At 56.2% G+C, this 23,753-nt stretch carries 22 protein-coding genes and 1 tRNA gene; 18 read left to right on the top strand and 5 right to left on the bottom strand.

Annotation, left to right across the window (positions count from 1 at the left end):
• Positions 1-275 precede the first annotated feature (275 nt).
• Positions 276-902, top strand: coding sequence for a 30S ribosomal protein S4 (gene rpsD, locus CE168_RS00335; protein WP_099570659.1), 627 nt, complete (start codon positions 276-278; stop codon positions 900-902).
• Positions 903-1,012: 110 nt separating this feature from the next.
• On the opposite strand, the gene CE168_RS00330 is transcribed toward rpsD, so the two are convergent.
• Positions 1,013-1,378 (bottom strand): phage holin family protein, encoded by a 366-nt coding sequence (locus CE168_RS00330; protein WP_099571145.1) that lies wholly within the window; start codon positions 1,376-1,378, stop codon positions 1,013-1,015.
• Positions 1,379-1,431: 53 nt separating this feature from the next.
• Here CE168_RS00330 and CE168_RS00325 point away from each other — a divergent pair, with 53 nt between their 5' ends.
• The 6 genes from CE168_RS00325 to mltG all read left to right on the top strand — a co-directional run bounded on the left by CE168_RS00325 (position 1,432) and on the right by mltG (position 7,251).
• The gene (locus CE168_RS00325; RefSeq protein ID WP_099570658.1) at positions 1,432-2,106 is read left to right on the top strand and encodes a histidine phosphatase family protein; all 675 of its coding nucleotides are present in this window, start codon (positions 1,432-1,434) and stop codon (positions 2,104-2,106) included.
• Positions 2,107-2,194: 88 nt separating this feature from the next.
• Entirely contained in the window at positions 2,195-2,584 is a 390-nt protein-coding gene (locus tag CE168_RS00320) for a DUF948 domain-containing protein (protein ID WP_099570657.1), read from the top strand.
• Complete coding sequence (locus tag CE168_RS00315; protein WP_099570656.1) at positions 2,584-2,820, top strand: hypothetical protein; 237 nt, start codon at positions 2,584-2,586, stop codon at positions 2,818-2,820. The genes CE168_RS00320 and CE168_RS00315 overlap by 1 nt, the downstream gene beginning before the upstream one ends.
• Positions 2,821-2,907: 87 nt before the next feature.
• A complete protein-coding gene (alaS, locus tag CE168_RS00310; RefSeq protein ID WP_099570655.1) occupies positions 2,908-5,586 on the top strand; it encodes an alanine--tRNA ligase in 2,679 nt (892 codons plus the stop codon).
• A gap of 10 nt (positions 5,587-5,596) precedes the next feature.
• Entirely contained in the window at positions 5,597-6,070 is a 474-nt protein-coding gene (gene ruvX, locus CE168_RS00305; protein ID WP_099570654.1) for a Holliday junction resolvase RuvX, read from the top strand.
• Positions 6,067-7,251 carry an endolytic transglycosylase MltG gene (gene mltG / locus CE168_RS00300; protein ID WP_099570653.1) on the top strand — a complete coding sequence of 395 codons (1,185 nt, stop codon included), beginning with the start codon at positions 6,067-6,069 and terminating at the stop codon, positions 7,249-7,251. Before ruvX ends, mltG begins: the two co-directional genes overlap by 4 nt.
• Here mltG and CE168_RS00295 read toward each other — a convergent pair whose 3' ends face one another.
• A complete protein-coding gene (locus tag CE168_RS00295) occupies positions 7,252-7,722 on the bottom strand; it encodes a prepilin peptidase (protein ID WP_180753453.1) in 471 nt (156 codons plus the stop codon). It abuts the gene before it with no gap.
• 47 nt (positions 7,723-7,769) lie between these two features.
• On the opposite strand from CE168_RS00295, the gene aroC reads away from it, so the two are divergent.
• The 11 genes from aroC (at position 7,770) to CE168_RS00235 (ending at position 21,215) form a co-directional block, all read left to right on the top strand.
• Positions 7,770-8,963, top strand: coding sequence for a chorismate synthase (gene aroC, locus CE168_RS00290; RefSeq protein WP_099570651.1), 1,194 nt, complete (start codon positions 7,770-7,772; stop codon positions 8,961-8,963).
• 17 nt (positions 8,964-8,980) lie between these two features.
• Positions 8,981-10,600: a bifunctional shikimate kinase/3-dehydroquinate synthase gene (locus CE168_RS00285; protein ID WP_099571144.1), complete on the top strand. Its 1,620-nt coding sequence runs from the start codon at positions 8,981-8,983 to the stop codon at positions 10,598-10,600.
• Between the two features lie 18 nt (positions 10,601-10,618).
• A complete protein-coding gene (locus tag CE168_RS00280; RefSeq protein ID WP_099570650.1) occupies positions 10,619-11,068 on the top strand; it encodes a type II 3-dehydroquinate dehydratase in 450 nt (149 codons plus the stop codon).
• A gap of 407 nt (positions 11,069-11,475) precedes the next feature.
• Positions 11,476-13,137 carry a CTP synthase gene (locus tag CE168_RS00270; RefSeq protein WP_099570649.1) on the top strand — a complete coding sequence of 554 codons (1,662 nt, stop codon included), beginning with the start codon at positions 11,476-11,478 and terminating at the stop codon, positions 13,135-13,137.
• Positions 13,138-13,283: 146 nt separating this feature from the next.
• Positions 13,284-14,966, top strand: a complete 1,683-nt coding sequence (locus CE168_RS00265) for a L,D-transpeptidase family protein (protein WP_099570648.1) — start codon at positions 13,284-13,286, stop codon at positions 14,964-14,966.
• A gap of 221 nt (positions 14,967-15,187) precedes the next feature.
• Positions 15,188-16,642 (top strand): Fe-S cluster assembly protein SufB, encoded by a 1,455-nt coding sequence (sufB, locus tag CE168_RS00260; RefSeq protein WP_099571143.1) that lies wholly within the window; start codon positions 15,188-15,190, stop codon positions 16,640-16,642.
• Between the two features lie 5 nt (positions 16,643-16,647).
• On the top strand, positions 16,648-17,871 hold the full coding sequence (sufD, locus tag CE168_RS00255; protein WP_099570647.1) for a Fe-S cluster assembly protein SufD: 1,224 nt from the start codon (positions 16,648-16,650) through the stop codon (positions 17,869-17,871).
• Between the two features lie 18 nt (positions 17,872-17,889).
• Positions 17,890-18,669, top strand: coding sequence for a Fe-S cluster assembly ATPase SufC (gene sufC / locus CE168_RS00250; RefSeq protein ID WP_099570646.1), 780 nt, complete (start codon positions 17,890-17,892; stop codon positions 18,667-18,669).
• A complete protein-coding gene (locus tag CE168_RS00245) occupies positions 18,666-19,940 on the top strand; it encodes a SufS family cysteine desulfurase (RefSeq protein ID WP_099570645.1) in 1,275 nt (424 codons plus the stop codon). Before sufC ends, CE168_RS00245 begins: the two co-directional genes overlap by 4 nt.
• A 5-nt stretch (positions 19,941-19,945) precedes the next feature.
• Complete coding sequence (sufU, locus tag CE168_RS00240; RefSeq protein WP_099570644.1) at positions 19,946-20,497, top strand: Fe-S cluster assembly sulfur transfer protein SufU; 552 nt, start codon at positions 19,946-19,948, stop codon at positions 20,495-20,497.
• A gap of 130 nt (positions 20,498-20,627) precedes the next feature.
• Complete coding sequence (locus CE168_RS00235; RefSeq protein WP_099570643.1) at positions 20,628-21,215, top strand: metal-sulfur cluster assembly factor; 588 nt, start codon at positions 20,628-20,630, stop codon at positions 21,213-21,215.
• A gap of 81 nt (positions 21,216-21,296) precedes the next feature.
• Here CE168_RS00235 and glgC read toward each other — a convergent pair whose 3' ends face one another.
• The 3 genes from glgC to CE168_RS00220 form a co-directional block, all read right to left on the bottom strand.
• Complete coding sequence (glgC, locus tag CE168_RS00230) at positions 21,297-22,541, bottom strand: glucose-1-phosphate adenylyltransferase (protein ID WP_033501205.1); 1,245 nt, start codon at positions 22,539-22,541, stop codon at positions 21,297-21,299.
• A gap of 146 nt (positions 22,542-22,687) precedes the next feature.
• Positions 22,688-23,554 (bottom strand): TrmH family RNA methyltransferase, encoded by an 867-nt coding sequence (locus tag CE168_RS00225; RefSeq protein WP_099570642.1) that lies wholly within the window; start codon positions 23,552-23,554, stop codon positions 22,688-22,690.
• A gap of 66 nt (positions 23,555-23,620) precedes the next feature.
• Positions 23,621-23,710: transfer RNA gene (locus tag CE168_RS00220), tRNA-Leu, on the bottom strand.
• Positions 23,711-23,753 lie beyond the last annotated feature (43 nt).

Raw genomic sequence — 23,753 nt, 5'->3', positions numbered from 1 at the left:
GCAATGGCGGCGTGACATGCCGAAGAGGGCGGAACGGCAAGCTCGTCCCGCCCTCATGTGTATTATTAACGATTGGTGTGCGCCCACAAGGGAACATGCCGTCTGGAGTCTTAGCCCATCAGTGGGTCGGCGGCCGATACGAGCTGTACTACGGCACGTGTTCAAGCCGTTCGTGTTCTGCACGAAGAAGCACTGGAGAGGCTGGCTCAGCGCATATCGGGAAACCGGTTTGCGTTCCGTTCAGACAACGACAGAACAAACAAAGGATTAAACCAATGACGAACGTTCAGCGTTCTCGCCGCCAGGTGCGTCTTTCCCGCGCCCTCGGCATCGCACTGACCCCTAAGGCTCAGCGCATTTTCGAAAAGCGTCCGTATGCTCCGGGTGAGCACGGTCGCACCCGCCGTCGCACTGAGTCCGATTACGCAGTGCGTCTGCGCGAAAAGCAGCGTCTTCGCGCTCAGTATGGCATCTCCGAGAAGCAGCTTCGCGCCGCTTACGAGAAGGGCACCCACACCGCCGGCCAGACCGGTAACGCCATGCTGACCGACCTCGAGACCCGTCTTGACGCTCTGGTTCTGCGTGCAGGCTTCGCCCGCACCACCGCCCAGGCTCGTCAGTTCGTGGTCCACCGCCACATCCTCGTTGACGGCAACATCGTCGACCGCCCGTCCTACCGCGTCAAGCCTGGCCAGACCATTCAGGTCAAGGCCAAGAGCCAGACCATGGTTCCGTTCCAGACCGCTGCCGAAGGCGTGCACCGCGATGTGCTGCCGGCGGTTCCGGGCTACCTGGACGTCAACCTGCCTTCTCTGAAGGCCACCCTGACTCGCAAGCCTGAAGCCGAGGAGATCCCGGTGCAGGTCAACATCCAGTACGTGGTCGAATTCTACGCCCGCTGATCTGGATCTACATACTGTAAGAACATACAGTATAAGGACATACAGCAAGAGCCTCGCAATCCTGATGATTGCGAGGCTCTTCGCTATCTAGTGAATGTAACTGTCAACACCTAGTCGCCGATGATGCCGCCTACAATGCCACTGACAATCGTCATGACAAGAGAGCCGAGTACAGACCATACGAATCCGTCAATAGTGACGCCCACAGAGAAGAACGACAGCGCCAACCATGATGCGAGCTGCATGAACAGCCAGTTGATCACCAATGCGACCAATCCGAACGAAACGATCGACAACGGCAATGCGATGATGTGGATGATCGGCTTGATGGAAGCGTTGATCAGCGCCATGAACAAAGCGAACGCAGCAATGCCAAGCACAGGAGGCTCTCCGATGGCATGCATGCCGGGGAGAACCGCGACCATAACGCCTGCCGCGACGGTAAGAATTAGCCAACGAGAAATAAAACGACCCATAACAACATCGTATAGCACGAATTTGCTCAAACCGTGAGGGTAACATGGAGCCTATGTTGCTTCATCTTCATCTCGTCCGACATGGGCAGACGTTTTTCAACCGATATAACAGGCTGCAGGGTTGGTCGAATTCTCCATTGACGAAATCCGGCATCGCCGACGCAGACAAAGCCGCAAACAAATTGAAGGATTTCGATTTTGCCGCGGCATATTGCTCCGACACCACGCGTGCGCAGATGACTGCCCAGCGTATTCTCGATGTGAACGAAGCGTCCGGCCACGTTCGCCCTCAATTGATGAGCGACATGCATTTCCGTGAACAGTTCTACGGTTATTTCGAAGGGCAGGATATGGGCGTGGCGTGGACCGCCGCTGGAGGCCCTCACGGTGCGAAGAACTACAATGACATCGTTGAAAAGTACGGCCTTGGTGCGACGCGTGACTTCCTCAAAGAGGCTGATCCGTTCCACGACGCCGAATCCGATGCCGAGTATTGGGCGAGGGTCGAAGACGGTTTTGCTTTGATCGCCTCCAATCCCATGCTGAAGGACGGCGATGATGTGCTGCAGATTTCCCACGGCAATACGCTGCTGAGCCTTATGCACCGTTTTGCTCCGGAAGGATACGATTTGAGTGAACGTCCGGCCAATGGATCGGTGACCGTTCTTGACTTCGACACGACGAAACCCATCGAAGAAGCGGTAAGCGTCGTTTCATACAACCAGTGAACGTAACTTGCCTTAGGTCGGGGCTTTTTACTACTGTTATGCGGGTATTGTGTTCGCGGGCAACCGTGGGACTGAAAAGAGGTTCAAGATGGGTGTTGGAGAAATGGCCGGTCTGATTGCGGCAATCGCTTTTGCGATTCTTGCCGGTTTCATGATCTACCCGTTGATTCGTCTCGGTAAGCTGTTCGACCAGATCGCCAAGACCGTCAAAGATACGGGGGATCATGCGATTCCTGCGCTTGACGAAAGTGTGACCACCGTCCAACAAGTCAACAAATCGTTGGAAGACGTCAACAAGATCTCCGCCGCGGCTTCCACGACGGCCAATAATGTCGGTGCGCTGACCGATCTGTATGGATCGTTCCTCGGCAAGCCGGTCATCAAGGTCGCTTCTGCGGTATATGCCCTGAAAACCACTGCGCAGTCCTTCGTGAACAAGAAGAACATCAACAGTGCAGCAAGCAACAAGGGGGAGTGATGTTCAAGCGTCTCTTCTGGATTTCCATCGGTGTGGGCATTGGTGCTGTGGCCGTGACCAAGGCACAGGCATACGTCAAGGCCAACACTCCTGACGCGGCCCGGCAGTTCCTGTTTGGGCCAGACCAAGATCATGTGGCCGTACGTACCCTTGAAGCCTTGTTCAATGAGTTCGACGAAGCACGACGAGCCCGCGAAGCTGAACTTAACACCAAATATGCGAGCAAGATCAGCTGATTCTTCAGCGTGATACAAGTTCAGACAACAATCACGAATTCTTTGGAAGGCATTAGGCCTTCCAGCAAAAAAGGAGCTCAATCTCAAATGCGCACTTCTGAAATCGCGAAGCGCTATCTTGATTATTTCGAAAAGCACGGTCATCTTATCGTGCCTTCGGCGTCGCTGATCTCTCCGAACCCGACCACCCTGTTCACCATCGCAGGCATGGTCCCGTTCATTCCTTACCTCATGGGCGAGCAGACTCCGCCGAAGAGCCGCATGGCTTCCAATCAGAAGTGCGTGCGTACTTTGGATATCGACGAGGTCGGCAAAACCACCCGCCACGGTACCTTCTTCCAGATGCTGGGCAATTTCTCCTTTGGCGATTATTTCAAGGAAGAAGCCATCCACTATGCGTATGAGCTGCTGACCACCCCGCAAGACAAGGGCGGTTACGGTTTCGATCCGGAAAAACTATGGATGACCACCTTCACCGACGATGAGGAAGCCCGCTCGATGTGGAAGAACGAGGGTGTTGACCCCGAACACATCCAGATCATGGGCATGGAAGACAACTTCTGGACGACCGGTGGCCCTGGCCCCGGCGGCCCGTGCTCCGAAATCTACGTGGACCGTGGACCGGAATACGGTGTGGAAGGCGGCCCGATCGCCGACGAGAACCGCTACATTGAAATTTGGGATCTCGTGTTCGAAAACTACGAGGTCGATAATGTCAAGTCCAAGACCGACCTGCACATCGTGGGCGAACTTGAGAACAAGAACATCGATACCGGCGCTGGTCTGGAACGTCTTGCCTATCTGATGCAAGGCAAGCAGAACATTTATGAGACCGACGAGGTCTTCCCGGTCATCGAAGCAGCCCAGAAGCTGTCTGGCCGTACGTATGGCGATGACGAAGCCATGGACGTGCGCTTCCGCATCGTGGCCGACCACGTGCGCTCCGCCTTGATGATCATGTCTGACGGCGTGCGCCCATCCAACAACGGTCGTGGCTATGTGCTGCGCCGACTGCTACGTCGTACCGTCAAGGCCATGCGCGAACTCGGTGTGACCGGTCCGGTCATGCCGACCCTGTTGCCGACTTCCAAGGCGGCTATGGAGCCGAGCTATCCGGAACTCAATAACACTTTCCACGATGTGTCCGAGGCGGCTTACGGCGAGGAGGATGCTTTCCGCCGCACGTTGGAATCCGGTACCGAAATCTTTGATCTCGCTGTGGCAAAGGCCAAGGAATCCGGATCCGACGCCGTTTCCGGCGAAGATGCGTTCAAGCTGCACGACACCTATGGCTTCCCGATCGAGATCACCCTCGAAATGGCCGCAGATCAGGGCGTCAAGGTCGATGAGGCCAAGTTCCGCGAGCTTATGGCCGAGCAGAAGAGCCGCGCACGTGCCGATGCTCTTAAGAAGCGCCACAACGTGGATCTTTCCGTCTACGACGATTTCAAGAAGACGCTGGTTCAGCCCATCGACTTCCTCGGTTACACCGACATGTCCGCGCGCGCCAAGGTGCTGGGCATCATGCAGGAAGGCAAGGGCTCCGTTCCCGCAGTCACCGGTCCGGCCAATGTCGAAGTCATTCTCGACCGTACCCCGTTCTACGCGCAGGCCGGTGGCCAGCTCGCCGATCAGGGTGAGATTCTCTCCGATGATGGCGCTGTGCTCGAGGTCGACGACGTGCAGAAGCCGATCAAGGATCTCATCGTGCACCAGTGCCGTCTGACCGAAGGCACGCTGGTTGTCGGTGCCGAGGTCAACGCCAACATCGATCTTGATCGCCGTGGTGCCATCGCCCGCTCGCATACCGCCACCCACATGGTGCACAAGGCGCTGCGTGAAGAGCTTGGCCCTCAGGCCACCCAGCGCGGTTCCGAAGATGCGCCGAACCGTCTGCGCTTCGACTTCCAGTGGTCCAGCGCTCCGAGCAAGGATGCGATGAACTCCGTGGAAGCTCGTGTCAACGAGAAGCTGCGCGAAAACCTCGCCGTCACCACTCAGGAAATGAAGTTCGATGATGCCATCGCCCTGGGTGCCATGCACCTGTTCGGAGAGAAGTATGGCGACGTCGTGCGTGTGGTTTCCATTGGCGAAGACGGCTGGAGCCGTGAGCTCTGCGGCGGTACCCACGTTGATCATGTAGGTAAGATCGGCGCGGTCAACATCATGTCCGAAGCTTCCATCGGTTCCGGAGTGCGCCGTGTCGATGCGGTCGTGGGCGAAAGCGCTTACGAGTTCAACGCTCGCGAGCATGCGTTGGTGTCACAGCTTTCCGACATGGTTAACGCCCGTCCGGATGAGCTGGCAGACCGCGTGAACGCGTTGCTTGCCAAGCTTAAGGAATCCGATCGTCGTCTTGCAGCTATGTATGAATCCCAGCTTTCGGCTTCCGTTCCGGCTCTGGTTGCTGAGGCCAAGGCTTCTCAGGCTCCGGTCAAGGTGGCCGCGAAGAACGTCGAGCATTTCGGTTCCTTCGATGCGCTGCGCAAGACCGTGCTTGACGTCCGTGGCCAGCTCGGTGAGGAAACCCCGGTCGTGGTGGCCCTCGCCGGCGTGAATGAGGAAGGCAAGCCTATGGTTGCCGTGGCCACCAATGAGGCCGCACGCAAGCAGGGTATCAAGGCGGGAGATCTCGTTCGAGGCGCATCCAAGATTCTCGGCGGCGGTGGCGGCGGCAAGCCGGACTTCGCTCAGGGTGGCGGCGCGGACGCCACCAAGATTGACGAGGCTCTCGAAGCTTTGGCCCACCAGGCCATGAAGGGCTGAGCCACCAAGCATGGTTTGGCTCGGCATTGATTTGGGTGATGCTAGGGTCGGACTCGCATTGTCTGACCCCGGCATCACCCTCGCACACCCTGCAGGCAACATTCAAGTCTACGGGGATTCATTTCGCGCATTGGATGAGGTCGTTGACGTCATCGAAGACGAATCAGTCGACCATGTGGTAGTCGGGTTGCCGTTGCTGCTAAGCGGAGAAGAAGGCAGAAGCGCGAAGAAGGCACGTCGGTGGACTGTTAACCTTGAGAGAAGACTGCGCGCCGCGGTGGAGGATGATGAATACTCGTTGACGCAAGTTCCAACCATCGAATTGGTTGACGAGCGACTGACCACGGTGACTGCGCATCATCAGCTGTTCGATGCGCAAATCGGTGGACGTGGGCATCGTCCGATGGTCGATCAACAGTCAGCGGTGGTGATACTGCAGACAGCAATCGACAGAAGAGAGAGGCAAGAGGAGAGAGACCTGTGACCGATAATCTCGATGATTTTTTCTCCGATAACGCGCAATGGGTGGATTCGTCGGATAGCACATCCTTCAACTCGGCAATGCCTCCGCAGCCGCCGAAATCGCGTAGAGACATGCGTCGTCGCAGAAAACAAAAGCGTCGTCGTCTGTACCTCACGATTATTGCCTCACTTGTGGTAGTTGTTCTGATCGGTGTCGGCGTGTTCTTCGGAGTACGTGCATTGAAACATTGGAAGGCCGCGAACGAAGCGAATTCGCAGAGCCAAATCGAGGATTACACGGGATCAGGCGATAAAGAAGTGACCTTTACCGTAGAATCCGGCCAAGGCCCCGCCGAAATCGCTGAGAACCTTGTCAAAGCGAAGATCGTCAAGTCCGCTGCCGCGTTTACTTCTGCGGTAAGCGGGGCCTCGGCCACGTTGTATCCGGGATCGTACGCTTTGAAGACGCATATGAAGGCATCCGACGTGGTCAAGATTTTGTCTGACCAAAGCAAGGCCGGAGGCTTCGCCGAAGTCAAGGCCGGTGAGCGCGTGTCTGATGTCATCGCGAATGCGGCACAGGCATCGGGCATAGATGTTTCGGAATTCCAAGCCATCATAGATGGTGGGGGATCGGGAATCCTTCCTGAAGAAGCCGGTGGCAAATTCGAAGGCTGGCTTGAGCCTGGCGCCTACAATGCGCAGAACAAGTCCGCTAAGGATATTATCAAGAGCATGGTCGATGCGCGCATCGCCAAGTTGGATGATTTGGGTGTGCCAACCGGCAGCGAACGTGAAAGCATTTTGATCATTGCGTCCATTGCTGAATCTGAAGTGGGCAGTGACAGATACTACGGGCAGGTCGCAAGGGTTATTCTCAACCGTATCGACAGTGACATGGCACTCGGTATGGACACGACTGTCGCCTATGGTCTAGGCATTTCCGCGAGCCGTCTTACCGATGACCAGCTGAACGATGACAGCAATCCGTACAATACCCGCATTCACAAGGGGCTGACGCCTACGCCAATCAGCAATCCGGGAGACGACGCCATCAAGGCATCCATCAATCCTCCGGAAGGCAAGTGGATGTATTTCGTCACCACCAATCTGCAAACCGGCGAAACAAAATTCGTTGAAACGGAAGACGAGTTCTGGAAGATTCGCGACGAGTATAAGAACAACAACGAAAACGCGAACTGATCAGAACATAACGCCAACTGCAATGCCTATCGCCCCGGTCGCCACAATCGCCGGGGCGAATGGCGTTCTACCGGCGTAAGAAGTATGCTTTTGCGGATCAAAACGTGTCCATAGGGCAATCCAGCACAAGCCGACCACGCCGACGGCAAGCCACCAAGACACTACGGCGAACAGACCGAACATGCCGACGGCCAAACCCATAAGCAACGTGGTCGTGACGTCGCCAAATCCCAACGAGCCGGGTTTCACTAAAGCAAGAGCGCATTGCAGCGCCGCCGACAGCGCGGCGAAGAGCAGTGCCTGCAGCGCCAAGAATAGTGCGTTGGCATAGAGCGCGTATATGAGGTTTACGATAATCTGCACTACGCATCCTGCGGCGACCCATGTGCGCGGGATGCGACGTGAACGGATGTCTTCAACGCTGACGGCTAGTCCACAGAGCAGACTCGGCAGGCAAATCATGTACCACATACCGTTAAGATAGTCCACTAGTTGCATTCGGAAGAAAAGGAGTTGGCATGTTGCGCTGGCAGACAGCAGGTGAATCGCACGGCGAGGCGCTTGTCGCCATGATCGAGGGGCTGCCTGCGGGCGTCCACTTCACTACGGAGGATATTGTCGGCGCGTTGGCGCGTCGTCGTCTTGGATATGGCCGTGGCGCACGTATGAAGTTCGAGCAGGACAAGGTTCGTATGCTTACCGGCGTGCGTTTCGGTGAGACCATCGGCTCTCCGGTGGCCATTGAGATCGCCAACACCGAGTGGCCGAAGTGGACCGAAGTGATGAGCGCCGATCCGCTTGATCATGAGATTGCTCGTGAGGGGCGCAATGCCCCGCTGTCCCGCCCGCGCCCGGGGCATGCTGACCTGACTGGCATGCGCAAATACGGTTTTGATGACGCTCGTCCGGTGCTGGAACGTTCTTCCGCACGCGAGACGGCTTCTCGTGTGGCGCTGGGCGAGGTTGCCAAGCAGTTCTTGGAGCAGACATTCGGCATCCGCACCGTTTCACATGTGCTCTCCATCGGCGGCGCGGGCATTACCGATCCGCAGCAGGCCACGCTTCCTAAGCCGGAGGACCTTGAAGCATTGGATGCCTCTCCGGTGCGTACGCTTGACAAGGAAGCGGAAAAGCAGATGATCGCCCGCATCGATGAGGCGAAAGAGAACGCCGACACGTTGGGCGGTGTGATTGAGGTCGTGGCGTACGGCGTTCCTGCGGGCGTCGGTACCTATGTCGAGTCGGATCGCCGTCTTGATGCGGCTTTGGCAAGCGCCGTGATGGGCATTCAGGCCATCAAGGGTGTGGAAATCGGTGACGGTTTCCTTGAAGCCATGCGTCCTGGTTCTCAGGCCCATGATGAGATGGTGGTGGGCGAGGACGGTCGTATCTCCCGTCTGAGCAACCGTGCCGGTGGTATCGAGGGTGGCATGTCGAACGGCCAGCCGATCGTGGTGCGTGCGGCCATGAAGCCAATTCCGTCCATTCCGAAGGCGTTGCGAACCGTTGATGTGACCACAGGCGAACCGGCGCAGGCCATCAACCAGCGTTCCGACAACACCGCGGTTCCGGCGGCCGCGGTTGTGGCCGAGGCAATGGTGCGTCTGACCATTGCGCAGTATGTGCTTGAGAAGTTCGGCGGCGACTGCGTTGCCGAGACCAAGCGCAATGCCGAACAGTACATTGCCTCCTGGCCTGAGCATATGAGGTGATTCGTTTCATGGCTGGTATGCGCAGGCCTGTCGCCGTGATCATCGGCATGATGGGCGCGGGCAAAACACGTGTCGGCAAGGAAGTGGCGCGGATGATGAATCTGCCGTTTGCCGATGCCGATAATGAGATCGAACATGATGCGGGAATGCGAATCCCCGAATATTTCGAAAAGTACGGCGAGCCGGAATTTCGTGAGCTGGAAAGCGATGTTGTGCTTGACATGCTTGAGGATTTCGATGGCATCTTTTCCTTGGGCGGGGGCGCGCCGATGACACCTTCCATCCAGGAGGGATTGGCGAGATACGTTGCGTCTGGTGGCAAGGTCGTGTATTTGATGGCTGATCCGGAAGAGGCCATGGAGCGCGCGAATCGTGGTGGAGGTCGTCCGATGCTCAACGGCGATGCCAATATGCGTTGGAAGAAACTTTATAAGGAACGTGATCCGGTGTTCAGGCGCGTGGCGAACGTGCATGTGGGCACACGCGGCCAGTCTCCGCAGGCGGCTGCGAGAAAGCTGATGGAAATGATTGATCAACGTATAGTACATGTCACCGGTTCCACCATCGAACCGTACGATGTTCGTATCGGCGAGGGTGTGATGGGACAGCTTGCACAGGTTTTGGGCAGCAAGCCCGTCAAGGTGGCGCTTATCCACACACAGCCGGTGCAGCGTCATTCGGATCGTGCGCGCACGCTGCTTCGGCAGGCGGGCTATGATGCGTACGACATTATCATTCCCGATGCGGAGGCTGGAAAGACCATCGAGGTAGCCAACGGTATTTGGCAGCGTTTGGGCGATGAGGGTTTCACCCGTTCCGATGCGGTCGTCGGCCTTGGCGGTGGAGCGGCAACCGATTTGGCTGGTTTTGTGGCAGCCACATGGATGCGTGGCATTCGCTATGTGAACTGCCCGACATCGCTGCTTGCCATGGTTGACGCTTCGACCGGTGGCAAAACTGGCATCAATACGCCGCAGGGAAAGAATCTGGTCGGTTCGTTCTACACTCCGGCCGGAGTGCTCGCCGACCTGAAGTCGCTCACATCGTTGCCGAACGACATTTTCATCGAGGGTTTGGGTGAGGTCGTCAAGTCCGGTTTCATCATGGATCCGGAAATTCTGCAGATTCTCGAGGATTATGCCGATGAACTGCGTGCCTTCGACGGGTCGACATTCCTGGATTCCGATTTGAAGGATGTGGTCGCGGAGCTGATCGAACATACCGTGAGCGTGAAGGCCTACCATGTGTCCGCCGATCTTAAGGAGGCGGGACTGCGAGAATTCCTGAACTATGGGCATACTCTCGGCCATGCCATCGAAAAGCTTGAGCATTTCCGTTGGCGTCATGGCAACGCGGTGGCGGTCGGATGCGTGTATGCGGCCGAACTGTCGCATCTTCTGGGATACATCGATCAGGATCTTGTGGACTACCATCGTTCGCTGCTGGGCTCGCTGGGCTTGCCCACGTCTTGGAACAACGGTACGTGGGACGATGTGCTCGCTTTAATGCATCGAGACAAGAAGGCCCGCGGCAACAAACTTCGTTTTGTGGTGCTTGACAGGATTGGGCATCCGATTCATCTTGAGGATCCACCCGCGGATGCCGTCGAAGAGGCGTTCCGCCGCATTCAGCAGTAATAACAGGGGAGTTTGAACATGACTAAAGTAGTAGTCATCAATGGACCGAATCTCGGTCGTCTTGGCGTGCGACAGCCCGACGTGTACGGCAAGCAGGATCTTGAGACCCTGCGCGAGTTGTGCACGCAGTGGGGTTCGGAACTCGGGCTTGACGTGGAGGTCCGCCAGAGCGATGACGAGGCCGAGATGATCGGCTGGATGCATCAGGCCGCCGACGAGAAGACGCCCATCGTGATGAACCCCGCCGCATTCACCCATTACTCCTACGGTCTTGCGGACGCCGCCCACATGGTGATTGACGAGGGTCTGCCGCTGATGGAGGTGCATATATCCAATCCGTCCGCGCGCGACGAGTTTCGCAAACGCTCCGTGATTTCACCGGTCGCCACCGGCACTATCACTGGCATGGGCTTCTACGGATACAAGCTCGCTTTGGACGCCGTCGCGCACCTGCTGGAAGCTAAGTAACGTTTTTCGAGTTCTGATTGGGACTGCCCAAGCAACGCAATACATGCCGGATGCTTTCCGGTAGGCATCCGGCATCCACCGGGGCCACCGATCCGTCCGATCCTGATGCGAACCAGAAAGATGACGAGACACTACCGGATGATAGAAGCGTCACCATCTACTGCAAGCCTGCCGACTCCAGCTGGAAGAGCCCGAAGACAGGTCCGCCATCACGGGTTTCGTATTGGCCACGGTGACTTTTGACATAGCATTCGCATTCGCGGCTTCCCACAGAAAGAAGAACTGAATCTGATTGACTGACTGTATTTCCTACTTTTGCTAGGCGGGATCATCGAAGAGACGATGGTCCCGCATTTTCGCATTGAAGAAACACGCCGCGTCTTATGCCGCTGATAGACTGAAGTTCCATGGTTAGAAGAACACATGGCAATTCTCAAGAGCACGTTACCAAGCATATTTTTGTCACCGGTGGCGTTGTTTCCTCTCTCGGCAAAGGCCTGACCGCATCCTCCCTTGGTCGCCTACTTCGTAGCCGTGGCATCAAGGTTTTGCAGCAGAAGCTCGATCCGTACATCAACGTTGATCCGGGCACTATGAATCCGTTCCAGCATGGTGAAGTCTATGTCACCGAGGACGGCGCCGAAACCGATCTCGACATCGGCCACTATGAGCGTTTCCTTGACGTGTATCTGAGCCAAAAGGCGAACGTCACCACCGGCCAGATCTACCAGGAAGTGCTGCGCAAGGAACGCGCCGGCGAATACCTTGGACAGTGCGTGCAGGTCATCCCGCACATCACCAACGAAATCAAGTCCCGCATGCGTGCGCAGGCGTCCGATGACGTCGACGTGATCATCACCGAAATCGGTGGCACCGTCGGCGACATCGAATCCCAGCCGTTCCTGGAGGCCGCGCGTGAGGTCCGCCGCGATCTGGGCGCCGAAAACTGCATGTTCGTGCACGTCTCCTTGGTGCCGTACATTGCTGCTGCCCATGAGCTCAAGACCAAGCCGACCCAGCACTCCGTCATGATGCTGCGTCAGCTCGGCATCTCCCCGGATGCCCTGGTGTTGCGTTCCGACCGTCCGCTGAACCAGTCCATCAAGGACAAGATCTCCCTGATGTGCGACGTGGATTCCGAAGGCGTGGTCAACTGTGTGGACGCCCCGAGCATCTACGACGTGCCGAAGACCCTGTTCGACGAAGGCCTCGATGCCTATGTCGTGCGCGAACTCGGCCTGCCGTTCCACGATGTCGATTGGGACGAGTGGGAGGACCTGCTGGAGCGTGTGCACCACCCGAAGCATGAGGTGAACATCGCCATCGTCGGCAAGTACATCGATCTGCCGGATGCCTACCTGTCTGTTACCGAAGCCATCAAGGCCGGTGGTTTCGCCAACTATGCCAAGGTGAACGTCAAGTGGGTCGCCGCCGATAAGTGCGAGACCGAGGAGGGTGCGGCCGCCGCGCTCGACCAAGTCGACGGCATTGTCGTTCCCGGAGGCTTCGGCATCCGCGGCATCGACGGCAAGATCGGCGCCCTGAAGTTCGCCCGTGAGAACAAGCTGCCGGCTCTCGGCCTGTGCCTCGGCCTGCAGTCCATGGTCATCGAATACGCCCGCCACGTCCTCGGCTTGGAGGACGCGAACTCCACCGAGTTCGAGCCCGATTGTGCGACCCCGGTCATCGCAACCATGGAGGAGCAGAAAGACATCGTCGCTGGCAATGGTGACATGGGACACACCATGCGTCTTGGCTCCTATCCTGCTGAGCTTGAAGAAGGTTCCATCGTTGCGGAACTGTACGGCACCACGCATGTCACTGAGCGCCATCGTCACCGTTACGAAGTGAACGTGGCATATAAGGACCGTCTGCGTGAAGCGGGTCTGCGCATTTCCGGCCAGAGCCCGGACGGCGAACTCACCGAGTTCGTCGAACTTCCTCGCGAAGTGCACCCGTTCTATGTGGCCACTCAGGCTCATCCTGAGTTCAAGTCCCGCCCGACCAAGCCGCACCCGCTGTTCGCAGGTCTAGTCAAGGCTGCTCTGGACCACCAGCAGGAGCGCTAAATCGACGAATTGTGATTAACGTCGGATAACCCGATATGCAACATGGTCATGAGTCCAAAGGAGTTCATGACCATGTTGCATAATAGGGGCCTGGCCTTGAATTACCAACAAGACGTATTCGTAATGAAAAACCTTTACGAGGGAGCATGAGCTTGAACGATATGGATTCTCCGGAAAGCGGCAACGGTAAGTTCGCCTTCCCAAACATGGGCGATGACCCAAAAGTCATCTCGCAGGTGAGCTTGGATTCGTTTGCCGAAACGGCCGATCCCATTGATGATGGCGCAGCGTTGACTGTGAATGCCAGCAAGAAGCGCCACCTGTTGTGGCTGTGGATTGTTCTCGCGGTGATGCTTCTTCTCGGTGTCGTGTCCGGCGGCGGATACTGGTTCTTCCAGTCACATGCGTTGCCAGGTGTCACGCTCTGGGGCAAGTCCATGACAGGACAATCCCGAGATCATATCATCCAAGAGATTTCCGATACGGCGGAATCATTGACGGTTCCCGTTTCCTATGAGGGAACGAGTAAGAAAGTCACGTTGAAGGATCTTGGCGTCGCCATTGACGCGGAGTCCATCGCCGAAAATGTGATGAACGCGAAACGTAACGATTCCTTTTTCCAGAAGTATGCATTCTGGACCCGTGAGGATGTCGACGTCGAGTCTTTCGACGATTCTCGAGTCAGTGCCCAGACGGTAGGTGACATGTTGGGAGTGCAGTCCGTGTCCGCCACCAACCCGTCGCTACAGCTCAACGCGGATGGTACCGCCTTCGATGTGACGCCAGGCCAACAGGGGACTGGTATCGATGTGACGGATATCGTCAAAGAAGCCAAGAACGTGCTTGAGTCCTTCGGCAAGCAGACCGCTCAAATGGTGACTCTTAAAAATAAGGTTACTGATCCCGTCATCACGGATGACCAAGCCAACGAGGCCAAGGCTTCTGCTGACGCGTGGATAGCGAAGCCGGTGGCTATCAAAATCGGCGACCATAAAGTGGCGGAATTCGGCGCGCAGTCCATCGCATCGGCCATCACGCTTGGACCGGATAGTGAGAAGCTCGGCAATAATCAAACCCGAAATGGCTCTTTGATCATCGACGGGGACAAATTGCAGCAATACTATAATGATTCCATCAAATCGAACTTCCATGCGGATCGAGTTGACGGTGATGTCATCGTTAATAGTGTCGGTGATGTGCTGCAAACCAATGTAGCTGGGCATGATGGCATAACTGTTTCTGATGGTGGTGACACCAATGTTGGCCGTGATGCCGCTGAGGCGTTTGCCAAAGGCTCTGATTCAGTAAATATCCAAGGCACTTGCGACCCACAGAATGAGAAAAAAACCACACGTACCGTGGTGGTCAGCTTGTCTTCGCATACCGTTACAGCCATTGAAAATGGGCAGACCGTCCGTGTCATGCATATGTCTGCCGGTCAGGGCAACGATTATCAGACGGGCCAGTGCCAGCCGAGCGGCGACTTGTGTACGCCAACCTACTGCGATTCGAACTCCTACGACAACTGTACGCCTGACGGCGACTTCAAAGTGTGGCTCAAATACCAATCTCAGAACATGAGTGGCTCGCTTACCCTATCGAACGGAAGCACCGAGAAGTGGGATGTCAAGGATGTTGGATTCGTCAACTACTTCTCAAAGACCGGATGTGCGATTCACCGCATCGCCACCCAGAGCGCGTTCAACGACAGCAGCATTCAAGCTATGGGGAAGAACACATCCCATGGTTGCGTCGGCGTCGGCTGGGATCAGGCCGAATGGTTCTACAATTGGTGCCTAATGGGAACGACGGTTCACGTTCAGGCCTGATTCGCGGGCTATCGACAGAAAGACGCAAAGGCGGAAGACTGATGTTCGGCTTCCGCCTTTGCGCTATGTAAGATAAATCACGACAAATCATTGCCGAATAGCGAAAGGGGTGCTAGTGTTTCACCCCACGTTCTGTTAGGTTGTCATAAGTACAAACGAGTGATTGGAGGCAGCGTACGGTGGCAGAGAACCAAGCGCCCAATGCCGCAGCTGACGTGGAGATGAGCCAATATGTGGCTGATCGCACGCGAGTGAACGAAGATAAAATCAAGCAGGATGACGAAATCATCCAGCAGTTCGGCGACTATACGTACGGATGGCATGACACGGATTTCGCCGGAGAAGCGGCAAAAAAAGGCATTGACGAGAACGTCGTGCGCGCCATTTCCGCAGATAAGAACGAGCCGGAATGGATGCTGGAAAAGCGATTGGAAGGCTATCGCGATTTCATCAACCGTCCGATGCCTCAATGGGGTGTCGATCTGAAGGATTTTGACGCCGACGATTTCAAGTATTACGTCAAGCCGATCGACAAGCAGGCCACGACCTGGGAGGAATTGCCTGATGAGATCCGCACGACGTATGACAAGCTTGGCATTCCGGAAGCGGAAAAAAGCCGTCTTGTCTCCGGCGTCGCGGCACAGTATGAATCCGAAGTCATCTACAACTCGATCCAGAAGGATCTCGAAGACCAAGGCGTGATTTTCGTCGACACCGACACTGCGGTGCAGAAATATCCGGAAATCGTCAAGAAGTATTTCGGCAAGTGCATTCCAAGCAACGACAACAAATTCTCGGCATTGAACACCGCCGCATGGTCCGGTGGATCGTTCGTCTACGTGCCGAAAGGTGTGCATGTCGATATTCCGCTGCAGGCATACTTCCGTATCAACACGCCGAACATGGGTCAGTTCGAACGCACGTTGATTATTGCCGATGAGGGATCGTACGTGCATTATGTGGAAGGCTGCACCGCGCCGATCTACTCGACCGATTCGCTGCATTCCGGCGTAGTGGAGATTTTCGTTGAGCCACATGCCCGCGTGCGCTACACCACCGTGCAGAACTGGTCGAACAACGTCTACAATCTGGTGACGCAGCGTGCCTACGTGCGTGAAGGCGGCACTATGGAATGGGTCGATGGCAACATTGGTTCTAAGGCAACCATGAAGTATCCGGCCTGCATTCTTGCCGAGCCGTATGCGAAGGCCAGCACCATGTCGCTTGGCTTCGCAGGTAAGGGCCAGTATCAGGATACCGGTGCGAAGATGATCCACCTTGCACCGCACACCAGCTCCACCATTGTGGCGAAGTCGATTTCCCGCGGCGGTGGACGTTCCGCGTATCGTGGTCTCGTCAAAATCGTCAAGGGTGCCGAAGGATCGTCCAACTCGACGGTATGCGATGCACTGCTTGTCGATGAGTTCAGTCGCTCCGACACCTACCCGCATGTGGACGTGCGCGAAGACGATGTTTCCATGGCACATGAGGCTACGGTTTCCAAGGTTTCCGAAGACCAGCTGTTCTACCTGATGAGCCGCGGTCTTTCCGAAGACGAGGCCATGGGCATGATCGTGCGAGGCTTCGTGGAGCCTATCAGCCGTGAGCTGCCGATGGAATACGCGCTTGAACTGAACCGACTGGTTGAACTGCAGATGGAAGGATCGGTGGGCTGATTACCATGGCACAAACTCAGGAAATCAACATTCCCGTCGCGGATCCGAACGATCCGTATGCGAATCCGGCGGCCATGCCATCTTCGGCGGATCGCTCGCCGCGTTCATTCGATGTAGACGCATTCGAAGTGCCCGACCGCAAGCAGGATGATTGGCGTTATACCCCTGTGGAACGCGTCGAAGAGTTCTTTGAACCGTTTACGCCGTCGAACGAAACCCAGATTGCCGTCACTATGATCGACGGCACGGCTCTCACTGAAGGCGTGACCTATAGCGAAGGCAAGCCGGGAGACGCCGATACAGGCATTGTTTCCAAGCCTTGCGATCGCGTGTCCGCGGTGCAATGGAATTCCACATCCCGTGCTGGAATTCTGCGCATTGAGGGTGAAATCGAGCAACCAGTGCTTGTCAAGGTGCATGGTGCCGGAACCGACTTGGATGCTTTCCATTTGGTGATCATCGCAGCTGACCGCGCCCACGCTGATGTTGTTGTGGAGCATGACGGCGATGCACGTATCGCCGAAGGCGTGGAGATCCTCACAGGTAAGGACTCCCATGTGTCCACCACATTCATTCAGGAGTGGAACAAGGGATCCAAGCATGTGGGCAACCAGCGCATCCACATGGGAGAGGGCGCGTCCCTGCGTCATTCCGTGGTCACGCTCGGCGGCGACGTTGTTCGAATCCGTATGGATCAGGATTTCGGCGGCGGCCAAGGCGATCTCAATATGCTGGGTATCTACTTCGTGGATCCGGGCGAGCATATCGAACATCGCACCATGGTTGTGCACAACTATCCCGAATGTAAGAGTCGTGTGGTATATAAAGGCGCTCTTGACGGCAAGGACGCGCACTCCACATGGGTCGGCAACGCGCTGATCGCTCCGACCGCGCCGGGTACTGACTCGTATGAGCTCAACCGCAATCTGGTACTTACTCCGGGCGCGATCGCCGATTCCGAACCGAATCTAGAAATCGAAAACGGCAACATCATCGGAGCTGGACATGCCTCTTCCGTCGGTCGTTTCGACGATGAGGAGCTGTTCTATCTGCAGTCCCGTGGCATTCCGGAAACCGAAGCCCGCAAACTTGTGGTGCGCGGCTTCTTCGGCGAACTCGTCGAGGAAATCGGCATTCCCGCAATCAGCGAACATCTCATGAACGTTATCGATATGCGCCTGGCACGCGGCGAGAATGACGCAATCGCCCAGGTGTTGGAAGAGAAGTAGAACGTAGGAGCGAAAACCATGTCAACTCTTGAAATCAAAGATCTGTACGCCCACGTCGAAACCAAGGACGGCATCAAGCCGATCCTCAAAGGCGTGAACCTGACCGTCAACTCCGGCGAAACCCATGCCATCATGGGACCGAACGGATCCGGCAAATCCACGCTGGCATACACGCTGGCGGGCCATCCCAAGTACGTGGTCGATTCCGGACAGGTGCTGCTCGACGGCGAAGACATCCTCAAGATGACTCCGGACGAGCGAGCCAAGGTAGGTATCTTCCTGGCCATGCAGTATCCGGTCGAAGTGCCGGGTGTGTCGATGACCAACTTCCTGCGCACCGCAAAAACCGAAGTCGACGGCAAGGCTCCAGCCATCCGTACCTGGACCAAGGAACTGTCTGAAGCGATGAAACGCCTGAAGATGGATCCGAAGTTCGCCACCCGTTCCGTGAACGAGGGTTTCTCCGGCGGTGAGAAGAAGCGTGCCGAAGTGCTGCAGCTCGAGCTTCTCAAGCCGAAGTTCGCCATCCTTGACGAAACCGACTCCGGTCTGGATGTCGACGCGTTGCGTATCGTCTCCGAGGGTGTGAACCGCGCCAAGGAAGCCAGCCAGTTCGGCATCCTCATGGTCACGCATTACACCCGAATCCTCAAGTACATCAAGCCGGATATCGTGCATGTGTTTGCGGCAGGCCACTTCGTCAAGACTGGTGGTCCTGAACTGGCCGACGAGCTTGAGGAATCCGGCTATGACGCATACCTGCCGGAAGGTGCCGATTCCGAAAGCGCGCTGGCATGACCGGTTTCGCGGCGATCCGTAGGGAATTTCCGATTCTCAATCAGAAGATTCACGGCCATCAGCTCGTTTATTTGGATTCCGCGGCGACTTCTCAGAAACCGCAATGCGTGATCGACGCCGAAAGCGATTTCTATCGCACCATCAACGCCGGTGTGCATCGTGGAGCGCATGAACTTGCCGCACGCAGCACCATGGCGTTCGAGGAGGCGCGTGCCAAGGTGGCGCGTCTTGTCGGTGCCAATGCGGTTGAAGGCGAGGAGGAAATCGTCGTCACTTCCGGCGCCACGGCAGGATTGAATCTGTTGGCGACCGCCTTCGGTAACGCATCCCAGGGGCGTGGGGGAGAAGTGGCACGACGTTTCGCTGTGAAGCCGGGAGACGAGATTGTCGTATCCAAAGCTGAACATCATTCTGTGTTGCTGCCATTCCAGGAACTTGCCGCACGTACCGGAGCGACATTGAAATGGTTTGATCTGGACGATGAGGGACGAATCCTTGCCAACACCGCAGATGAGGTAATCACCGAGCGTACGAAGATCGTGGCCGTCACCCATGTAGGCAACACCACTGGTGCCATCACCGATATTGCGCCGATTGTGAAGCGTGCGCACGAGGTGGGCGCAGTGGTTGTGCTTGACGCATGTCAGTCCGTGCCGCACCTGAAGATCGATTTGCACGCATTGGACGTGGATTTCGCCGCATGGAGCGCGCATAAGATGTACGGTCCAACGGGCGTCGGCTTCCTATATGGCAAGCGTGAGATGCTCGAAGCGTTGCCTCCGGCGAATTTCGGCGGATCCATGGTGGAACTTGCCTGGATGGATCAGGAAGCGCAATACATGGCACCCCCGGCACGTTTCGAGGCGGGCACACAGCCAGTTGCCCAAGTCGTCGCAGCAGGCGTTGCAGCCGAGTGGCTAATGAACATTGGCATGGAAAACCTTGAAGCCCACGAACGCGTTATCGCAGGAGAACTGCTCAAGATGGGGCAGATCGAGGGTGTACGCATTCTTGGACCGCATGCCAACGAGCAACGTATCGGTACGGTTGCTTTCGAAATCGAAGGTGTTCACCCGCATGATGTCGGCCAGTTCATCGATGCGCAAGGCATCGCCATCCGTGTCGGTCACCATTGTGCGCAGCCGGTGCACCGCCATTTCGGTGTATATGCGTCCAACCGTGCATCCAGTGGCATCTACAACTGCGTCGAAGACGCACAGGCGTTGGTTGAGGCGTTGAAGAAGGTCCGTCCGTTCTTTGGAGTTAAGTAGCACATATGAGTGATTTTGCATTGTCTGGCGACGATCTCGAGCAGATGTATCAGGAGGTCATTCTCGAAGCCTCAAAGAATCCGCATGGCAGGGAGCATTTCGCTCCGGATCTGGCTTCTGAACATGCTTCCCAATCGGGAAACGCTACGGTTCAGGCGGTTCACGAGTATTGCACTCCTGGCGAGTCCCATCAGTTCAATCCGACCTGTGGAGACGAGGCCACCGTGCACGTGGAGGTTTCCGACCAGGAGCCGCATGTTATCGAACGATTGGTGTGGGACGGTCATGGTTGTTCCATTTCACAAGCCAGCCTTTCGGTGATGGTCGACCTTGTGGAAGGCAAAACCGTGGATGAGGCCATGAACTTGGCTAATACCTTCCATAAGCTCATGGAATCACGTGGCAAGGGACTGGATGATGAATCCGCGGAAGAATCCCTTGAGGACGGCATCGTTTTCCAAGGAGTTTCCAAGTATCCGATGCGTATCAAATGCGCATTGCTTGGTTGGGAAGGCATGAAGGATTCCGTGGCTAAGGCGTTGTCTGCGAAGGCGTGACAAGCATCTTTCCGCAAGTGGACCGGTGTTTCGTGCATTGTGCCTACAGTGAACGAAACACCGTCGACAAACTCCAGCCAACACGATAGGCTACTCAACAGGATATACTCAAATCAAATATGGAGCGACAATGAGCGATACCTTGGTCCCAGAACCGCAGGCCTCGATTTTCGATTCCGTTGCCAAGGCATTGGGCAATGATGAAGCCGCTGCGCGTCGCGTCATGCTTAACCCTAATCTCGCCAAAGGATTCAAGGACGGCAAACCAGTGGAAATCGAACACGAGAACATCAAGCAGGATGCTTGTGGCTGTGGCAATCAGGCCGGAGCATGCGGCTGTTCCGAGGAGCAGGATGACGGCATCGCATTGAAGGCCGTCGATGATATCGGACGTGCGACCGCCGCTGATGTGAAGGAAGCACTACATCAGGTCATTGATCCGGAACTCGGCATTGACGTGATTGATTTGGGCTTAGTATACGGCATTGAAATCGATGAGCTTGGCCGTGCCATCATTACGATGACGCTGACCACTCCGGCATGCCCGCTGACCGATTTGATTGAAGACGAGTGCGCAAGCACCCTTGCAGGCCTCGTTGAGGAATTCCGTATCGATTGGACATGGCAGCCGCGTTGGAGCATGGAAAAGATTACTCCGGAAGGACGCGAACAGTTGGCTGCGCTTGGCTTCAACTTCGATAATCTTCCGAAATACTGACAGTATAGCGACATAAAAACGACATAAAAAGCGTGCTCCCGACGCTGGGAAGCACGCTTTTGTTCTGTGTGCGGCAGAACGTCAGTCGTCGACCACAGTACCCTTCGGCACCACAGTGATGCCTTCCGGCGTGACGGTGAAGCCACGAGCCAGATCATGTTCGGTATCGATACCGACGGTCGAATTCTCGGTAAGCACAACATTCTTGTCGAGAATCGCCTTGTAGACGCGTGCCCGACGATTGATGGTCACGCCGTCGAACAGAATCGAATCGACGACCTGCGACCACGAGTGGATACGTACGTTCGGTGAAAGCACGGAATGGTGCACTTCGCCGCCCGACACGATGACGCCGGGGGAGACGATCGAATCGGTGGCGTGTCCAAGACGGTCACGCCCGGCATGCACGAACTTTGCAGGCGGCAGATTGCCGGACAGTGTGTAGATCGGCCATTCGGTGTTATACAGGTTGAACTCCGGCACATAGGAGATCAGATCCATATGTGCATCGTAGAACTGCTTCAGAGTACCCACGTCGCGCCAGTAGGCATGATCGGTCGGCGTCGCTCCCGGAATCTCGTTGGAATTGAAGTCGTAGACGCCGGCCTCATTGCGAGCCGCGAAGTACGGAGCGATGTCGCCACCCATATCATGCTTGGTGTCTTCGGCCTTTTCGTCGAGCGCCAGAGCCTCGAACAGGGCGTCCGTGTTGGCAACGTAATTACCCATGGAAGCGAGGATGGAGTTCGGATCATCCGGCAGACCAGTCGTGGTCTGCGGCTTCTCCTGGAAGCTTTTGATCATGCTCGGGTGTTCCGGATCAACCTCGATCACGCCAAACTGGTTGGACTGGCTGATCGGCTGGCGAATACCCGCCACCGTGAACTCCGCACCGGATTCGATGTGCTGCTGCACCATCTGCTGGAAGTCCATACGGTAAACGTGGTCGGCGCCGACGATCACCACAATATCCGGCTGCACGTCTTCGATGATGTTGATGGTCTGATAGACGGCGTCGGCCGAACCGAGATACCAGTGCTTACCGAGACGCTGCTGGGCGGGAACAGGGGAGACATAGTTGCCGAGCAACGGCGAGAAACGCCACACTGTGGAAATATGGCGATCAAGCGAATGGGACTTGTACTGGGTGAGCACCACGGTCTGCATGTAGCCGGAATTGACCAGATTGCTCAATGGGAAGTCAATCAGTCGGAACACGCCGCCGAATGGAACAGCCGGCTTTGCTCGGTCCCTAGTCAAAGGCATCAGACGGGTGCCTTCACCACCTGCAAGCACGATGGAAAGAATTTTCGGATTCTTCGCCATGAGAACTCCTCTCCTAGAGCGTCGTTATGACACCGCACACATTGGTGGTCTGCATCATCGCAAACCGCTTACGCACTCAATAATTGCATATTTTTTGCAACATGCAAGGAGTTTGCACCGCGAGTCTTGAAAATTTGCGGATTGTTTTAGCGAACAGCAGTTGAATAGAAGGCTACGGCGCTCGAAGCGGCAACGTTAAGACTGTCCACTCCGTGGCTCATGGGAATCTTCACCGTCAGGTCGGCACGGGAGATGGTGTGATGCGACAGGCCATCGCCTTCAGTGCCGAAAATCAGCGCCAACTTATCGATATGGTCTTTTTCGTCGTCGGCATTGTTCAAGCGGCGAACGAGTTCTTCCAACGAAATGGAGTCGTCCTCAAGAGCCATCGCAACGGTCGTGAATCCAAGATCGCGCAATTCCTGCATGCCGGCGAACGGCCAGTAATGCTTATCATCTCCGCCGATGCGCGTCCACGGAATCTGAAACACCGTGCCCATCGACACGCGGGCGGCGCGCCGATACAGCGGATCGCCGCAAGAAGGCGTTACCAACACGGCATCGACATCCAACGCGGCCGCGGAGCGCATAAGCGCGCCGACATTGGTGTGGTCAACGATATTCTCCATGACCGCGACGCGGCGTGCCCCTTGGCAAACTTCTTCGACGCTGGGCAAAGGCCAACGTTTCATCGCAGCCAACGCGCCTCGGTGCAGACGATAGCCGGTCAGCTGCTTGAGCTGTTCGGGGGAGGCCACGTACACGGGAATGTCGGTGCCCCATCGGTTGTCGATGAGCGCGAAGGTTCCGGCCATGCCTTCAATCCACGGTTCTTCGACCAGCAGCGATATCGGCTCTCGGTTGGCGGCAAGCGCCCTGTCAATGACTTTCGGCGATTCCGCGATGAACAGGCCTTTGCTGGGTTCAAGCTTGTTGCGAAGCTGGATTTCCGTGAGATTTGTGTATGCCGCCACGCGCTCGTCGTCAATGGAATCAAGATGGATGAACTGCATGTGACCGATCTTTCACCGAATAGCTTTTCAGATACAAGAAAACCCCTTGTCTCCAAGGGGTTTTGCTGGTGTCCGGAGCGGGACTTGAACCCGCACGCCTGTATAAATAGGCACTAGCACCTCAAGCTAGCGCGTCTACCATTCCGCCACCCGGACAGGTGCGTTGCTCAGCGGCAACGAAAGAAAACTATAGCAGATG

The sequence above is a fragment of the Bifidobacterium sp. N5G01 genome (assembly GCF_002742425.1).
Taxonomy (GTDB): Bacteria; Actinomycetota; Actinomycetes; order Actinomycetales; family Bifidobacteriaceae; genus Bifidobacterium; species Bifidobacterium hominis.
This window is presented reverse-complemented; position numbering and strand designations above follow the sequence as displayed.

Bases quoted from the DNA above. Each gene is read 5' to 3' on its own strand.
- rpsD (WP_099570659.1), top strand. From the start codon at position 276: ATGACGAACGTTCAGCGTTCTCGCCGCCAGGTGCGTCTTTCCCGCGCC.
- CE168_RS00330 (WP_099571145.1), bottom strand. From the start codon at position 1,378: ATGGGTCGTTTTATTTCTCGTTGGCTAATTCTTACCGTCGCGGCAGGC.
- CE168_RS00325 (WP_099570658.1), top strand. From the start codon at position 1,432: ATGTTGCTTCATCTTCATCTCGTCCGACATGGGCAGACGTTTTTCAAC.
- CE168_RS00320 (WP_099570657.1), top strand. From the start codon at position 2,195: ATGGGTGTTGGAGAAATGGCCGGTCTGATTGCGGCAATCGCTTTTGCG.
- CE168_RS00315 (WP_099570656.1), top strand. From the start codon at position 2,584: ATGTTCAAGCGTCTCTTCTGGATTTCCATCGGTGTGGGCATTGGTGCT.
- alaS (WP_099570655.1), top strand. From the start codon at position 2,908: ATGCGCACTTCTGAAATCGCGAAGCGCTATCTTGATTATTTCGAAAAG.
- ruvX (WP_099570654.1), top strand. From the start codon at position 5,597: ATGGTTTGGCTCGGCATTGATTTGGGTGATGCTAGGGTCGGACTCGCA.
- CE168_RS00295 (WP_180753453.1), bottom strand. From the start codon at position 7,722: ATGTGGTACATGATTTGCCTGCCGAGTCTGCTCTGTGGACTAGCCGTC.
- aroC (WP_099570651.1), top strand. From the start codon at position 7,770: ATGTTGCGCTGGCAGACAGCAGGTGAATCGCACGGCGAGGCGCTTGTC.
- CE168_RS00285 (WP_099571144.1), top strand. From the start codon at position 8,981: ATGCGCAGGCCTGTCGCCGTGATCATCGGCATGATGGGCGCGGGCAAA.
- CE168_RS00280 (WP_099570650.1), top strand. From the start codon at position 10,619: ATGACTAAAGTAGTAGTCATCAATGGACCGAATCTCGGTCGTCTTGGC.
- CE168_RS00270 (WP_099570649.1), top strand. From the start codon at position 11,476: ATGGTTAGAAGAACACATGGCAATTCTCAAGAGCACGTTACCAAGCAT.
- CE168_RS00265 (WP_099570648.1), top strand. From the start codon at position 13,284: ATGAGCTTGAACGATATGGATTCTCCGGAAAGCGGCAACGGTAAGTTC.
- sufB (WP_099571143.1), top strand. From the start codon at position 15,188: ATGAGCCAATATGTGGCTGATCGCACGCGAGTGAACGAAGATAAAATC.
- sufD (WP_099570647.1), top strand. From the start codon at position 16,648: ATGGCACAAACTCAGGAAATCAACATTCCCGTCGCGGATCCGAACGAT.
- sufC (WP_099570646.1), top strand. From the start codon at position 17,890: ATGTCAACTCTTGAAATCAAAGATCTGTACGCCCACGTCGAAACCAAG.
- CE168_RS00245 (WP_099570645.1), top strand. From the start codon at position 18,666: ATGACCGGTTTCGCGGCGATCCGTAGGGAATTTCCGATTCTCAATCAG.
- sufU (WP_099570644.1), top strand. From the start codon at position 19,946: ATGAGTGATTTTGCATTGTCTGGCGACGATCTCGAGCAGATGTATCAG.
- CE168_RS00235 (WP_099570643.1), top strand. From the start codon at position 20,628: ATGAGCGATACCTTGGTCCCAGAACCGCAGGCCTCGATTTTCGATTCC.
- glgC (WP_033501205.1), bottom strand. From the start codon at position 22,541: ATGGCGAAGAATCCGAAAATTCTTTCCATCGTGCTTGCAGGTGGTGAA.
- CE168_RS00225 (WP_099570642.1), bottom strand. From the start codon at position 23,554: ATGCAGTTCATCCATCTTGATTCCATTGACGACGAGCGCGTGGCGGCA.